Consider the following 13,790-nt stretch of genomic DNA (forward strand, 5'->3'; position numbering starts at 1 on the left):
GCGTGGTGTCGGGGGCGGGCCCGGGCACCGGCTGCGCGTCCTGCCGGTCCTCGTCCGCCCAGCGAGCCGCGAGCGCCGCAGCCTTGCGCGCCGCGTCGGCGACCGCTTCGGCGCCGCCCGTCGTCGCCCCGCCTCGCGCGGCGGGGTTCGCGGCGGCCCTCGCCACGGCTTCCGCCGCCGCGTAGCCGACGAGGAACGTGGTCAGCGGTGCGGCCGGCCTTGCCACGCCGTGCGCGGCGTCGCGGGCGAGGTCGAGGAGGGTGCCGGTATCGACGTCGAGTTCGATGCCCAGCTCGTCCTTGACTGCGGAAATCCATTCATCCAACACATGCCCATGCTCCCTGATCCGGGCCCGTGCGGCGGCGATGTCGTCCCAGGTGTCGCAGTCGAAGGCGGCGACGGGATCGGCCACCCGGGTCAGGCCGAGCCGCGAAACGAGCCGCCGCAACGGCAGCCCGCCGAGCCCGCCCCCTTCGCCCGGGCCCGCGAGCGCCGCGATCTCCCGCCGCAGCGACGCGCTGCGATAGGCCGCGACGAGCGGCTGCTCACGCCCCTCGGGGTCGGTGAGAACCGCCCCGTCCGCCCCGCTCTCCCGCAGGGCGCCGAGCAGACGCCGTACGGTCCGCGCCTCCACGAACGGCAGGTCCGCGGAGAGCACCACCACCCACTCCGCCGCCGTACACCGCAGCCCGGCGTCGAGCGCGGCAAGCGGCCCGCCGCCCGGCGGCTCCTCGCGCGCCCACACCACGGGCCGCGCGGTCGCCCTCGGCGCGGCCACCACGACGGTGGTCCCGGCGCCGGAACAGGCGGCCAGGACCCGGTCGATCAGCGCCCGCCCGCCCACGCGCACGCCGGGCTTGTCGGCGCCGCCGAGCCGGGCCGCGCCGCCACCGGCCAGCACCACGGCGTCGTAGGAGGCACCCTCGTTCGCGGTCACCCCCCGAGTATGGGCATACGGAGGATCATTGGCACCCCGCGAAGGGCCCTCGCCCCAAGGGACTTACGTCACCGTCGGCACGTCAGCACGCTCACACCGACCGCAGCAGCACCGCCGGCTGTTCGACGCAGTCCGCCACGTACCGCAGGAAGCCGCCCGCCGTGCCGCCGTCGCACACCCGGTGGTCGAAGGTGAGCGACAGCTGCACCACGTGCCGCACCGCCAACTCCCCCTGGTGCACCCACGGCTTCGGCACGATCCTGCCGATGCCGAGCATGGCCGCCTCGGGGTGATTGATGATCGGCGTGGACCCGTCGACCCCGAACACCCCGTAGTTGTTCAGCGTGAACGTCCCCCCGGTCAGCTCGCCGGGGGTCAGCGCCCCGGCCCGTCCCGCCTCCGTGAGCCTGATCAGCTCGGTGTTGATCGACTCGGTCGTCCGCGACTGGGCGTGCCGGACGACCGGGACGACCAGGCCGCGGTCGGTCTGCGCCGCGAACCCGAGGTGGACGTCGGCGAACTGGCGTATCTCCCGCGCCTCCATGTCCACGCTGGAGTTGAGCATCGGGAAGCGGCCCAGCGCGGCCACGGTGATACGGGCGAACAGCGCCAGCAGCGACACCTTCTGGCCGCCGTCGCGTTCCGTCATCGCCGCGTTCATGGCGGTGCGGGCGGCGAGCAGTTCGGTGGCGTCGGCGTCGACCCAGCAGGTGGCCTCCGGTATCTCGCGCCTGCTGCGGGCCATCTTGTCCGCGACGAGGCCCCGGATGCCGGTCAGCGCGTGCCGGGCCTCAAGACCCGCGCGCGCGGGCTCCTGCCCCGCCTCCACCTGGCGCCGCGCGCCGGAGGACCCCGTTTCGGGCGCGGCGACCGAGCCCGCCTCGATGGCCGCCTCGACATCGGCGCGCGTGATGAGCCCGTCCGGGCCCGATCCCGCGAGCGCGCGCAGGTCCATGCCGTGCTCCCGCGCCAGCTTGCGCACGAGCGGGGAGATCACCGGGACCGGGCCGTCCACGCGCGTGGGAGGCCTGCCCGAGCCGGGGCCCCCGGCGGACGCCGTCAGGGTGGGCCCGGTGGGCCGCACCCTCCTGCGGCGGGCGGGCGCCGCCGCGGTGCCGTAACCCACCAGGACGTTGCCGGAAGACTCCTCGGCCGCCGTCTGAAGCGCCCGCTCGGCGGGCTCCTCCGGTGCGCCGGGCCCGGCAGGGGTCCCCACGGCGACCGTCAACAGCGGCGCCCCGACGGGCAGTTCCGTGCCCTCCTCGCCGAAGCGGGCCGTGACCACACCCCCGTAGGGACACGGCACCTCGACCATCGCCTTGGCCGTCTCGACCTCGACCACCGGCTGGTCCACGGCGACGACATCCCCGACCCGGACGAGCCAGCGGACGATCTCGGCCTCCGTGAGCCCTTCGCCGAGGTCGGGCAGCTTGAACTCCAGGCTGTTCACATCAAACGCGGGCGCCATCAGCTCTCCGCCTCCCACTGCAACCGCGCGACCGCGTCCAGGATCCTGTCGACGCCCGGCAGATGGTGCTTCTCCAGCATCGGCGGCGGATATGGGATGTCGAACCCCGCGACCCGCAGCACCGGCGCCTCCAGGTGGTGGAAGCACCGCTCGGTGACCCGCGCGGCGATCTCCCCGCCGGGGCCCCCGAAGCCACCCGACTCGTGCACGACGACAGCCCGGCCCGTGCGCCGCACGGACGCGGCGACCGTCTCGTCGTCGAACGGCACCAGCGAGCGCAGATCTACCACTTCGAGGTCCCAGCCCTCGGCTCGCGCGGCCTCGGCCGCCTCCAGGCAGACGGGCACCGACGGGCCGTACGTGAGGAGCGTGGCGCTGCGCCCGGGGCGGCGCACCACCGCGCGGCCTATCGGTTCAACGCGCTCCGGGGCGTCCGGGTTCCAGTCGGCCTTCGACCAGTACAACCGCTTCGGCTCCAGGAAGACAACCGGGTCGTCGGAGGCGATGGAGGCGCGCAGCAGGCCGTAGGCGTCGGCGACCGTGGCAGGCGTGACGACGTGGAGACCCGGAGTCGCCATGTAGTACGCCTCGGAGGAGTCGCTGTGGTGCTCGACGCCGCCGATGCCGCCGCCGAAGGGCACGCGCACGGTGATGGGCAGCGGCATCGCGCCCCTGGTGCGGTTGCGCATGCGCGCCACGTGCGAGATCAGCTGCTCGAAGGCGGGGTAGGCGAAGGCGTCGAACTGCATCTCGACGACGGGCCGCAGGCCGTACATCGCCATGCCGACCGCCGTACCGAGGATGCCCGCCTCGGCCAGCGGGGTGTCCGTGCAGCGCTCCTCGCCGAACTCCTTGGTGAGCCCGTCGGTGACCCGGAAGACACCGCCGAGCGCTCCGACGTCCTCCCCCAGGACGTGCACCGAGGGGTCCTCAGCCATGGAGTCGCGCAGCGCGCGTCCGAGCGCCTGCGCCATGGTGGCCGGTTTGGTGACCGGCTTCGCCGCGACCGTGGTCATCGCGTCTCCCCCTCCGATGCGTCCGATACGGCCGCCCCTTCCGAGGCCACTTCCAGCTCGGCCCGCAACTGCTCCGCCTGCTCCCGCAGTTGGGAGGTCTGCTCGGCGTACACGTGCGTGAAGAGGTCCATGGGGTCGAGCGTGGGGTCCTGGTTCATGCGTGCGCGCAGGTCGGCCGCCATGGCCTCGGCGTCCTCGCTCGCCCGCCGCCTGGTGTCGTCGTCCAGGAGTCCGCGTTCCGTCAACTCCCGCTCCAGGAGCAGGATCGGGTCGTGGTCACGCCAGGCCGCGACTTCGGCGTCGAGGCGGTAGCGCGTGGCGTCGTCGGCGTTCGTGTGGGCTTCCATGCGGTACGTGACCGCCTCGACCAGGGTGGGTCCGCCGCCCTCCCGCGCGCGGGCGACCGCTTCGCCGAGGACCTCGTGCATCGCGACCGCGTCGTTGCCGTCCACCAGGCGTCCCGGCATGCCGTACCCGACCGCCTTGTGGGCCAGGGAGGGCGCCGCGGTCTGCTTGGCGAGCGGCACGGAGATCGCGAAGCCGTTGTTCTGCACGAGGAAGACCACGGGTGCCTGCCACACGGCGGCGAAGTTCAGCGCCTCGTGGAAGTCGCCCTCGCTGGTGCCGCCGTCGCCGACCATGGCGAGCGCGACCACGTCGTCGCCCTTGAGGCGGGCGGCGTGCGCGAGGCCCACGGCGTGCGGCAGCTGGGTGGCGAGGGGGGTGCACAGGGGCGCTATGCGGTGCTCGCGCGGGTCGTATCCCGTGTGCCAGTCGCCGCGCAGCAGCGTCAGGGCGCTCACGGGATCGAGGCCGCGGGCGACCACGGCGAGCGTGTCCCGGTAGCTGGGGAAGAGCCAGTCCTGCGCCTTCAGGGCGAGCGCGGCGGCGACCTCGCAGGCCTCCTGGCCGGTGCTGGAGGGGTAGACCGCGAGCCTGCCCTGCTTCGTCAGTGCCGTCGCCTGCGTGTTGTAGCGGCGGCCTCGCACCAGCTCCGTGTAGAGGCGGCGCAGCAGCCCCGGGTCCGTCTTCGCGGCGGCCTCGGTGCCGAGGACGCGGTACGGCTCCGCGTCGGGCAGCAGCGGCGCGGGGTCGGTCCTGGGCTGCCAAGCGGGTGGCGGGGACGGCCGGTAGGCGCCCCGCTGCTCCATGACCGTCATGACGGCACCTCCTGGTGGAAGCGGACTCCTCGTGGGAGCGGCAAAAGAGGCGCAGCGTGTGATTCGCCTCACCTACCGATTGTTCGGTCGCCGGCACATTTTGGCTACAGGCACCTTCAGGCTGTGGACAAACGGTTCTGCACAGCCTGGGATGGATGCAGTACGTCCATGGTAGGGAGGCGGGGGGACATGGCATCTGAACGAATGGCCGACCAGCACGCCGGCGGTCACCCGGAACCCCGAGTACCGGAACCTCGGTCGCCGGATCCCCGGCCGGTGGACGCCATCGACCGCGACATCCTCCAGATCCTGCATACGGACGGTCGCGCGTCGATACGTTCCGTGGCCGAACGGGTCCATGTGTCCCGGGCCAACGCCTACGCGCGCATCAACCGCCTCATCGACGACGGCGTCATCCGGGGGTTCGGGGCGCGGATCAACCACGAGCGCGCCGGGCAGGGCGCGTCCGCCTACATCACGCTCAAGATCGTCCAGAACACCTGGCGTACGGTGCGCGAGCATTTGCGCGCACTCCCCGGTGCGTCTCATATCGCGCTGGTCAGCGGCGACTTCGACGTACTTCTCCTGGTGCACACGCCGGACAACCGCGCCCTGCGCGAACTGGTCCTCACCCGCCTGCAGTCCATTCCCGAGGTCCTCAGCACGCGTACGTTGCTGGTCTTCGAGGAGGAGGACCTGAACAACGCCGACACCACCACCGAGAGCGCCCCAAGCACCGAGCCGGAGAGCTGACGAGGGGCCGCCCGGGCGGGCTCAGCGGTCGGTGCGCAGCCCCGCGAAGGCCAGCTTCACGACGGCGTCGGCGATCTCCGCGCCGTTGGCCGCCCCCCGGCTCTCCGGCCGGTACCACTCCACGATGGAGTTGATCATCCCGAAAAGCAGCCGGGTGGCCAGACGCAGCTCGACGTCGGAGCGCAGGTCGCCGTCCGCGACAGCCTCCTTCAGCAGCTCGGCGACCTGCTGGTCGAACTCCCTGCGCCGCTCCAGGGCCCACCGCTCGGTGTCCGTGTTGCCGCGCACGCGCAGCAGCAGCGTCACATAGGGCAGCTCGGCGACCAGGACCTCCACCGTGCGCCGCGTGACGTGCTCCAGGCGCTCGACGGCGCTGCCCACGCGCGCGTGGTCCTCGGCGAGGATTCCGAAGAGCCCGTCGATGGCCCGGCTCACCGCGCGGCGCAGCAGCTCCTCCTTGCCCGCCACATGGTGGTAGATCGAGGACTTGGAGATACCGGCCGCCTTGGAGAGGTGCTCCATGGACGTGCCGTCGTAGCCGCGTTCGTTGAAGACCCGGACGGCGACGCTGAGCAGCGTCTCCGGGGTGTACGTGTCCCGCCGGGCGGTGGTCATGAGTACTCCTCTCGCACGGCCTGGCGCCGCAGGGCCTGGGAGGGCGCGTAACGCCCGGTGGGGTACTCGCCGTGCAGCAGGTCCAGCGCCTCGGCCACGCGGTAGGTGGTGAGGTGGCGGCCCCATTCGATCGGTCCGAGCGGGTAGTTGACGCCCAGGCGCATGGCGGTGTCGACGTCCTCGGCGTCCGCCACCTCGCGGCCGACGGCGTCCAGGGCGAAGTCGACGAGCATCCACACCGTGCGGGCCACGATCATCCCCGGGGCGGGCCCGATGACGCTGACCTTCTTGCCGAGCGCCTGGAAGAGGCCGATCGCCTCCTTCAGGGCCTGCTCGCCCACCCTGCCGGAGGGGGCGAGGGCGATGCGGGTGGCGGTGCGGTAGTCCAGGGCGAGGTCGAAGTGGATCGTGGGCTCGGCGGCGGCGTCGGGGCTCATCCCGTCGGCCATTTCGAGCCGCGCGCCACCGGGCAGTTCGATGGAGCCGGGATACCTCGGGACGCCCGTGCCCTGCTCGACCCGGATACCGGCGTCCCGCATGAGGCCGGGCAGGGCGTCCGCGGCGAAGAGTTCACCATGCAGGGTGACGGTTTCCGGCGCCCTCTCGGGCCCGGCGGTGTGCGGTTCCGGACGGGGGGCGTCGTCCCCGTACGCGTACCACCCCTGGCCCGACTTGCGGCCGAGGCGGCGTGACTCGACGAGCCGGCGCTGGGCGAGCGAGGGGGTGAACTTGGGGTCCTGGAAGAACGACTCCCACACGGAGCGCGTGACGGCTTCGTTGACGTCCTGGCCGATGAGGTCGGTCAGCTCGAAGGGGCCCATCTTGAACCCGCCGCACTCGCGCAGGACCGCGTCGACCGTGGCGGGGTCGGCGACCCGCTCTTCGTGGAGGCGCAGCGCCTCGGCGTAGAAGGGCCTCGCGACACGGTTGACGATGAAGCCGGGGGTGTCCGCGCAGCGCACCGGTGTCTTGCCCCAGGCCTTGGCGGTCGCGTACGCGCGCGTGGCCGCCGTCTCGTCGGTCGCGGAGCCGCTGACGACCTCGACGAGGGGGAGCAGTGGCGCGGGGTTGAAGAAGTGCAGGCCCACGAAGCGGCCCGGGTTGCTCAGGGCGCCCGCGATGGCGGTGACGGAGAGGGAGGAGGTGTTGGTGGCCAGCAGACACTCCCCGGTGACGATGTCCTCCAGGTCTTGGAACAGGCGCTGCTTGACGTCCAGTTGTTCCAGCACCGCCTCGATGACGAGGCCGCAGTCCGCCAGCTCCGCGAGGCTCTCGGCGGGCGCGAGCCGGGCGGCCGCGGCGGTGCGGTCACCGGCGGTGAGCCTGCCCTTCTCGACGAGCCGGTCAAGGCGGGCGCCGATCGCCTCGGCCGCCGCCTTCGCCCGGCCGGGGGCCGCGTCGTACAGCCGCACGGGGTGGCCTGCCACCAGGGCGACCTGTGCGATGCCCTGCCCCATGGTTCCGGTGCCCACCACGGCAACGGCGCTGCTGAGCTCGAGTGCTGTCATGTTCGCGATCCTCCCGCACGGTCCGCCGGCCGGCGGGTTCGGGGTGGCCGCGGAGAAGTTGTCCACAGGTTTGGCGGACCCTCTTGTCCCGACCGATCGTTCGGTTACTCTAGCTCTGTCAGCCAGTCCCCGCCCACTGTTCCCGCCCACTCGCCAGCTCGATGGAGAGCTGACCGACGAGGAGTTGGTCCTGTCATGGCCGCCGAACTCACCGCGCACCAGCTGATCGCCAAGCACCGGCCCACCCTCGATCAGGCGCTGGAGACCATCCGCACCCGTGCGTACTGGTCGCCGCACCCCGAACACCCCAAGGCGTACGGGGAGGACGGCAGCCTGAGCCTGCCCGAGGGAAAGGCCGCTTTCGACGCCCTCCAGGGCACCCGCTTCGACCTGGACCAGCCCGGCACGGACGACTGGGTCGGCGGCGAAGTCTCTCCGTACGGCCCGGAGCTGGGGATCACGTACCCCCACCCGGACATCGACACGCTGCTGCCGGCCATGCGCGCCGGGATGCGCGCCTGGCGCGACGCGGGCGCGGAGACGCGCGCGATGGTCTGCCTGGAGATCCTCGCCCGCATCAGCGCCCGCACGCACGAGTTGGCGCACGCGGTCATGCACACCAGCGGCCAGGCCTTCATGATGGCCTTCCAGGCGGGCGGCCCGCACGCCCAGGACCGCGGCCTGGAAGCGATCGCGTATGCCTATGTGGAGCAGGCCCGCACCCCCGACACCGCCGAGTGGCACAAGCCCCAGGGCAAGCGCGACCCCCTCGCCATGAACAAGCGGTTCACGCCCGTGGCGCGCGGCATCTCGCTCCTGATCGGCTGCAACACCTTCCCGACGTGGAACGGCTACCCCGGCCTCTTCGCCTCGCTCGCGACCGGCAACCCCGTCCTGGTCAAGCCCCACCCGCGCGCGGTGCTGCCGCTCGCGCTCACGGTGCGGATCGCCCGCGAGGTCCTCGCGGAGGCGGGCTTCGACCCGAACCTGGTCGCGCTGGCCGCCGAGCGCCCCGGTGAAGGCATCGCCAAGACCCTCGCCGTGCGCCCCGAGATCAAGATCATCGACTACACGGGTTCGACGTCCTTCGGCGACTGGCTGGAGGCCAACGCCCGCCAGGCGCAGGTCTACACGGAGAAGGCCGGTGTCAACACGGTCGTCGTCGACTCGACGGATGACTACAAGGGAATGCTGGACAACCTCGCCTTCTCCCTGTCCCTCTACAGCGGCCAGATGTGCACCACCCCGCAGAACCTCCTCATCCCGCGCGACGGCATCGAGACGGACGCCGGAGCGAAGTCGTACGACGACGTGGTGGCCGACCTCGCGGCCTCGGTGAACGGCCTCCTGGGCGACGACGCCTGGGCGAACGGCATCCTGGGCGCGCTGGTCAACCCGGACGTGAAGACCCGTCTGGAGTCGGCCGCCGGTCTCGGCGAAGTGGCCCTCCCCTCACGGGAGATCACCAACCCCGACTTCCCGGACGCCGTCGTGCGCACCCCGGTGATCGTCAAACTGGACGGCGCGAAGCCGGACGCCGAGGCGGCCTACCTGAGCGAGTGCTTCGGACCGGTCTCCTTCGCGGTCGCCGTCGACTCCGCGACGGACGCGGTGGAGCTGCTGCGGCGCACGGTGCGCGACAAGGGAGCGATGACCGTAGGGGCGTACACCACGTCGGACGAGGTCTCCGCGGCCATCGAGGAGACCTGCCTGGAGGAGTGCGCCCAGCTGTCCCTGAACCTCACGGGCGGGGTCTATGTGAACCAGACGGCGGCGTTCTCGGACTTCCACGGCTCGGGCGGCAACCCCGCGGCGAACGCCGCGCTGTGCGACGGCGCGTTCGTCGCCAACCGCTTCCGTGTGGTGGAGATCCGCAAGGACGCGTGACGCGCGCGAAGAGCGTGCCCCGGCGGGTTCAGGTCTCCAGCCCCGGAGGCCTGCCCGCCGACCAGTGGAAGAGCGCCATGCCGACGCTCGTCGCCAGGTTGTAGCTGGAGACCTGGGGGCGCATCGGCAGGGACACCAGGTGGTCCGCCCGCTCCCGCAGCCCCGCCGACAGGCCGCTGCGCTCGGACCCGAAGGCGAGCACGGCGTCGTCCGGGAGCTTCAGCCCCCGGATGTCGTCGCCCTCCGCGTCGAGCGCGAACACCGGCCCGGGCGGCAGCTCGGCGACCTCCATCCGCTCCACGGCCGTCGCGAAGTGCAGACCCGCACCACCGCGTACGACCGTGGGGTGCCAGGGGTCGAGCGTCCCCGTCGTGACGACGCCGGTCGCCCCGAAGCCGGCGGCGAGCCGGATCACCGCCCCCGCGTTGCCGAGATTGCGGGGGTCGTCGAGCACGACGACCGGCGCGTTCCTCGGCATACGGCCCAGTGCGTCGAGGTTGGCCGCGCGCGAGGGACGCAGGGCCAGGGCGGCCGTCGCGGTGGGGTGCAGACGCGGCACCAGCGCGCGCAGCCGCTCCTCGGGGATCTCCACCAGGAGCGCGTCCAGCGCGTCCCGCACATCCGGCGCGAGGTCGTCCGCGAGGGCCAGCACACCGGCCCGGTCGCCGGTCAGCGCGACCGGCACGCGCGCGCCGAAGCGCAGCGCGTGCTTGATCGCGTGGAAGCCGTCGAGCAGCACGGCTGTGTCGGCGAGCCCGCGCCAGGCGCGCACGGCGCCGTCGGGGTCCTCCGCGTCCGTCCTGTTCATGGAGTGAAGCCTACGCGCGCGTGCTCGGCGGGTTCCTCGTCCTGGCGCCGGTCAGCGGGCACGGCCCGCTTCCGTCGCACACGGGAGGCGAGCGCTCCACGCGCGCGTGCCACCCCTCCACCAAGGCGCCGCAGGAACGACGTCGGCAGGAACACCGCGTCGGCCGTGATCATCGCGAGCGAGAAGAACGGCAGCCCCAGGACGACGGCGATGACGGCGTGCTCGAAGATCATCGCCGCCAGCAGGACGTTCTTCACCCGGCGGTTGAAGAGGGTGAAGGGGAAGGCCACCTGCACGGCGACCGTCCCGTACGTCACGAGCAACAGGATCAGGCCGTTGGACGAAAGCAGCTCGGAGAGGGTGTGCCACGGGGAGAAGTAGTCGAGGTTCAGCGGGTAGTAGACGGCCGTGCCGTCCTGCCAGCGGCTGCCCTGGATCTTGTACCAGCCCGCGGTGGCGTAGATCAGGCAGGCCTCGATCATGATGACGAGCAGGCCCGCGTTGTGGGCGAGGTTGGCGACGACGTCGAGCAGCTTGCGCAGCTCACTGTGCGGTGCGCGCCGCCCCACGGCCCACCACAGGCCGTGCACCAGCCACAGCCCCCAGAAGATCAGCAGCCATCCGGGGCTGAGTTCCCCCATGAAGGTCACGACGGACAGGGCGATCCCGAGGACCCACCACAGGACGGGCCCCACCCGGTCGACACCGCCCGCTGCATGGACAGCGTCCGGCCTCTCGGCACCGTCCGCCATCCCCGGACCGTCCGCCGGATCGACGACGCCCTCCCCGCGCGCGCGTGCCGCTCGCCGCGCGTCGAGCGACCAGACCTGGGCGCACCGGGTGAGCACCAGGTAGGTCGCCATCAGATGGATGACGTTGTCGCCGCCGTCGCCGATGAAGATGCTGCGGTTCTGCAGCGACAGCACGCCGATCATGAAGAGGACGGACATCGCGCGCGTATGCCAGCCGAGCATCAGCAGGGCGCTGCTCAGGACCGCCAGCGCGTAGACGGCCTCGAACCAGAGATGCCCGTCCGACCACATCAGAGCGGTGAAGGCGCCGTTGCCCGAGATGAGCTGCCGTGCCATGCCCCAGTCCCAGGGGCCGTCGGGACCGTACATCTCATGGCGGTGGGGGAGTTCGCGCAGCAGGAAGAAGAGCCAGGTGCCGGCGAACCCGATACGGACCACGGCGGTCTGGTACGGGCCGAGGGCGAACCCGGTGACCTTGCTGAGCCCCTGTGCCAGGGGGAGTCCGTGACGGGTCACCTGGCACCCCCTTCCGTACCCGCGAGCGGCAGGTCGTCGGGGCTCACCGTCCACCACGCGAGCAGCCGGTAGACCGGCTTCGGGGAGACCTTCTCCTCGCTCCACTTCGGCGGCCGCACGTTCGTGGTCCTGGAGCGCAGCTGCACGCGCGCGATGGTGTCGCCCTTGCCGCCGGGCCGCTCCCGGTGGAGCCGCATGTACGCGATGCGGCGGATGTACTGCTCGGAGAGCTGCCCCCGCGGACCGACGGGACGATTCTGCGCGTCGTGCGAGCCCACGTAGAAGTCCCAGGCGCGGCGCAGTTCGTTCTGCCGCGTGTGGCTGGGCAGCAGGCTGCCGTCGATGGCGGCACCGTCCTGCGCGGAGAGGTCGTACCAGTCGGTGGTCCGCACCCCTCCGTCCGCCGTACGAAGCTCCGCCCTGGCCTGCACCGCGATGTTCTGCTGGAGCGGGTTGGGGGCGAAGAGCTTCCAGTTCTGCTCGAACTCGGGGTAGATCCAGGCGTCGACCACGTCGCCGTGCTGCTTGGTCAGGGTGTTCGAGGGGGCGACGTGGAAGAAGAGCATCGCCGTGTGCACGCACACGGCCACGGCGATGAGCGCGAGGGCGCAGGCCGCGGCGATCTGGTAGCCGGGCTTGAGCCCGGCGATGCCGACGCGGTCGTCCTGCGGCGCGGACTCCGGCGAGGCGGCCTCAGGCATGGCTTGCGGGCCGGATTCCGGAGGGGCGGCCTCAGGCACGGCTTGCGGGCCGACTCCCGGCACGGCTTGCGGGCCGGATTCCGGGCCGCCGACAAGCCCCTCAGGAGCGGCGGGCCCGCTGTCAAAGCCCCCCTCGTACCCGTCCCCGTCCATTGCGCCCCGTTCCCGTTCCCCGTTCCCACGCCGACCCCTGCCGCCGGAACGGTACTCAGGCCGACCCCTCGCGCACAGCGTCCGCGAAGTTATCCACAGGGTTGACACCTTATGGCGGCGCGCCGCACCATTGAATTCCAACGAACCGAACGATCGGTCGGTTCGTCGCTCAGGTCGAGGGGGACCGAGATGGCGACAGCAGCCGCACACAGGACGGCGGGGACGGAGCCGGGCGAGGCAGCGCACCCGGCGGCCTCGTCCGCGCGCACGGCCGAGCAGCAGACCGCCTTCGACGAGGCGGTCGCCGCCGACGAGCGCATCGAGCCGCGCGACTGGATGCCGGACGCCTATCGCGCGACCCTGGTCCGCCAAATCGCACAGCACGCGCACTCCGAGATCATCGGCATGCAGCCCGAGGCGAACTGGATCACGCGCGCCCCCTCCCTGCGGCGCAAGGCGATCCTGATGGCCAAGGTCCAGGACGAGGCCGGCCACGGCCTGTATCTCTACAGCGCCGCCGAGACCCTCGGCACCAGCCGCGAGGAACTGCTCGACAAGCTGCACTCGGGCCGCCAGAAGTACTCATCGATTTTCAACTACCCCACGCTGACCTGGGCGGACGTGGGCGCGATCGGCTGGCTCGTGGACGGCGCGGCGATCACTAACCAAGTCCCGCTGTGCCGCTGTTCGTATGGTCCCTATGCCCGCGCGATGGTCCGCGTCTGCAAGGAGGAGTCCTTCCACCAGCGCCAGGGGTACGAGTCCTTGCTCGCCCTCAGCCGCGGCACCGAGGCCCAGCACGAGATGGCGCAGGACGCGGTGGACCGCTGGTGGTGGCCCTCGCTGATGATGTTCGGCCCGCCCGACGACGAGTCCTCGCACTCCGAGCAGTCGATGACGTGGAAGATCAAGCGCCATTCGAACGACGAGTTGCGCCAGCGCTTCGTGGACATCTGCGTCCCCCAGGCCGAGTCGCTCGGCCTGACCCTCCCCGACCCGGACCTGGCGTGGAACGAGGCCCGGGGGCACTACGACTTCGGCCCGATCGACTGGACCGAGTTCTGGGACGTCCTCAAGGGGAACGGCCCCTGCAACGACCAGCGCATCACCCAGCGCAGGCGCGCCCACGAAGAGGGCGCCTGGGTCCGGGAGGCAGCGGCCGCCCATGCCGCGAAGCACGGAAAGGCGACAGCATGAGCAGCTCGACCGACTGGCCGCTGTGGGAGGTCTTCGTCCGCTCCCGCCGCGGGCTCTCCCACACCCACGCCGGCAGCCTGCACGCCCCGGACGCGGAGATGGCCCTGCGCAACGCCCGCGATCTGTACACCCGCAGGAGCGAGGGCGTCTCCCTCTGGGTCGTGCCCTCCACCGCGATCACCGCCTCCTCGCCGGACGAGAAGGACTCCTTCTTCGAACCGGCGGGCGACAAGCCCTACCGCCACCCGACGTTCTACGAGATCCCGGACGGGGTGAAGCACCTGTGACCGCCACGCCCACACCGGCCACGGCACCGACG

The 13,790-nt window shown here is 71.8% G+C and carries 13 protein-coding genes; 4 read left to right on the forward strand and 9 right to left on the reverse strand.

The features are described from left to right. The 4 genes from GKQ77_RS15775 to pdhA form a co-directional block, all read right to left on the reverse strand. A partial coding sequence (locus GKQ77_RS15775) for an NTP transferase domain-containing protein (protein WP_219689402.1) occupies positions 1-937 on the reverse strand: 937 nt, incomplete at its 3' end. 91 nt (positions 938-1,028) lie between these two features. After that, positions 1,029-2,405 (reverse strand): dihydrolipoamide acetyltransferase family protein, encoded by a 1,377-nt coding sequence (locus GKQ77_RS15780; RefSeq protein WP_219689403.1) that lies wholly within the window; start codon positions 2,403-2,405, stop codon positions 1,029-1,031. Beyond that, positions 2,405-3,421, reverse strand: coding sequence for an alpha-ketoacid dehydrogenase subunit beta (locus tag GKQ77_RS15785; RefSeq protein WP_219689404.1), 1,017 nt, complete (start codon positions 3,419-3,421; stop codon positions 2,405-2,407). Before GKQ77_RS15785 ends, GKQ77_RS15780 begins: the two co-directional genes overlap by 1 nt. Beyond that, a complete protein-coding gene (gene pdhA / locus GKQ77_RS15790; protein ID WP_219689405.1) occupies positions 3,418-4,581 on the reverse strand; it encodes a pyruvate dehydrogenase (acetyl-transferring) E1 component subunit alpha in 1,164 nt (387 codons plus the stop codon). The genes GKQ77_RS15785 and pdhA overlap by 4 nt, the downstream gene beginning before the upstream one ends. A 204-nt stretch (positions 4,582-4,785) precedes the next feature. On the opposite strand from pdhA, the gene GKQ77_RS15795 reads away from it, so the two are divergent. Then, a complete protein-coding gene (locus GKQ77_RS15795) occupies positions 4,786-5,334 on the forward strand; it encodes an Lrp/AsnC family transcriptional regulator (RefSeq protein ID WP_372459894.1) in 549 nt (182 codons plus the stop codon). Positions 5,335-5,355: 21 nt separating this feature from the next. On the opposite strand, the gene GKQ77_RS15800 is transcribed toward GKQ77_RS15795, so the two are convergent. Together GKQ77_RS15800 and GKQ77_RS15805 are read right to left on the reverse strand one after the other, a co-directional pair. Beyond that, complete coding sequence (locus tag GKQ77_RS15800; RefSeq protein WP_219689407.1) at positions 5,356-5,949, reverse strand: TetR/AcrR family transcriptional regulator; 594 nt, start codon at positions 5,947-5,949, stop codon at positions 5,356-5,358. Beyond that, positions 5,946-7,457, reverse strand: a complete 1,512-nt coding sequence (locus tag GKQ77_RS15805) for a 3-hydroxyacyl-CoA dehydrogenase (RefSeq protein WP_219689408.1) — start codon at positions 7,455-7,457, stop codon at positions 5,946-5,948. Before GKQ77_RS15805 ends, GKQ77_RS15800 begins: the two co-directional genes overlap by 4 nt. 195 nt (positions 7,458-7,652) lie before the next feature. Between GKQ77_RS15805 and paaN the strand changes: the two genes are divergently transcribed. Then, complete coding sequence (paaN, locus tag GKQ77_RS15810) at positions 7,653-9,344, forward strand: phenylacetic acid degradation protein PaaN (RefSeq protein ID WP_219689409.1); 1,692 nt, start codon at positions 7,653-7,655, stop codon at positions 9,342-9,344. A 28-nt stretch (positions 9,345-9,372) separates the two neighbouring features. Here the strand turns inward: paaN and GKQ77_RS15815 are convergent, their stop codons facing one another. Genes GKQ77_RS15815 through GKQ77_RS15825 form a run of 3 tightly spaced genes read right to left on the reverse strand, consistent with a single transcriptional unit; the run spans position 9,373 to position 12,121 of the window. Further along, positions 9,373-10,152: a TrmH family RNA methyltransferase gene (locus GKQ77_RS15815; RefSeq protein ID WP_219689410.1), complete on the reverse strand. Its 780-nt coding sequence runs from the start codon at positions 10,150-10,152 to the stop codon at positions 9,373-9,375. Next, positions 10,149-11,420, reverse strand: coding sequence for an HTTM domain-containing protein (locus tag GKQ77_RS15820; protein WP_219689411.1), 1,272 nt, complete (start codon positions 11,418-11,420; stop codon positions 10,149-10,151). The genes GKQ77_RS15815 and GKQ77_RS15820 overlap by 4 nt, the downstream gene beginning before the upstream one ends. After that, positions 11,417-12,121: a DUF5819 family protein gene (locus GKQ77_RS15825; protein WP_258021391.1), complete on the reverse strand. Its 705-nt coding sequence runs from the start codon at positions 12,119-12,121 to the stop codon at positions 11,417-11,419. Before GKQ77_RS15825 ends, GKQ77_RS15820 begins: the two co-directional genes overlap by 4 nt. Before the next feature lie 342 nt (positions 12,122-12,463). Between GKQ77_RS15825 and paaA the strand changes: the two genes are divergently transcribed. Both paaA and paaB read left to right on the forward strand, forming a co-directional pair. Then, positions 12,464-13,471, forward strand: coding sequence for a 1,2-phenylacetyl-CoA epoxidase subunit PaaA (gene paaA / locus GKQ77_RS15830; RefSeq protein ID WP_219689413.1), 1,008 nt, complete (start codon positions 12,464-12,466; stop codon positions 13,469-13,471). Next, a complete protein-coding gene (gene paaB / locus GKQ77_RS15835) occupies positions 13,468-13,758 on the forward strand; it encodes a 1,2-phenylacetyl-CoA epoxidase subunit PaaB (protein WP_014155261.1) in 291 nt (96 codons plus the stop codon). The genes paaA and paaB overlap by 4 nt, the downstream gene beginning before the upstream one ends. Positions 13,759-13,790: the final 32 nt, after the last annotated feature.

The sequence above is a fragment of the Streptomyces anatolicus genome (assembly GCF_019400875.1).
Taxonomy (GTDB): domain Bacteria; phylum Actinomycetota; class Actinomycetes; order Streptomycetales; family Streptomycetaceae; genus Streptomyces; species Streptomyces anatolicus.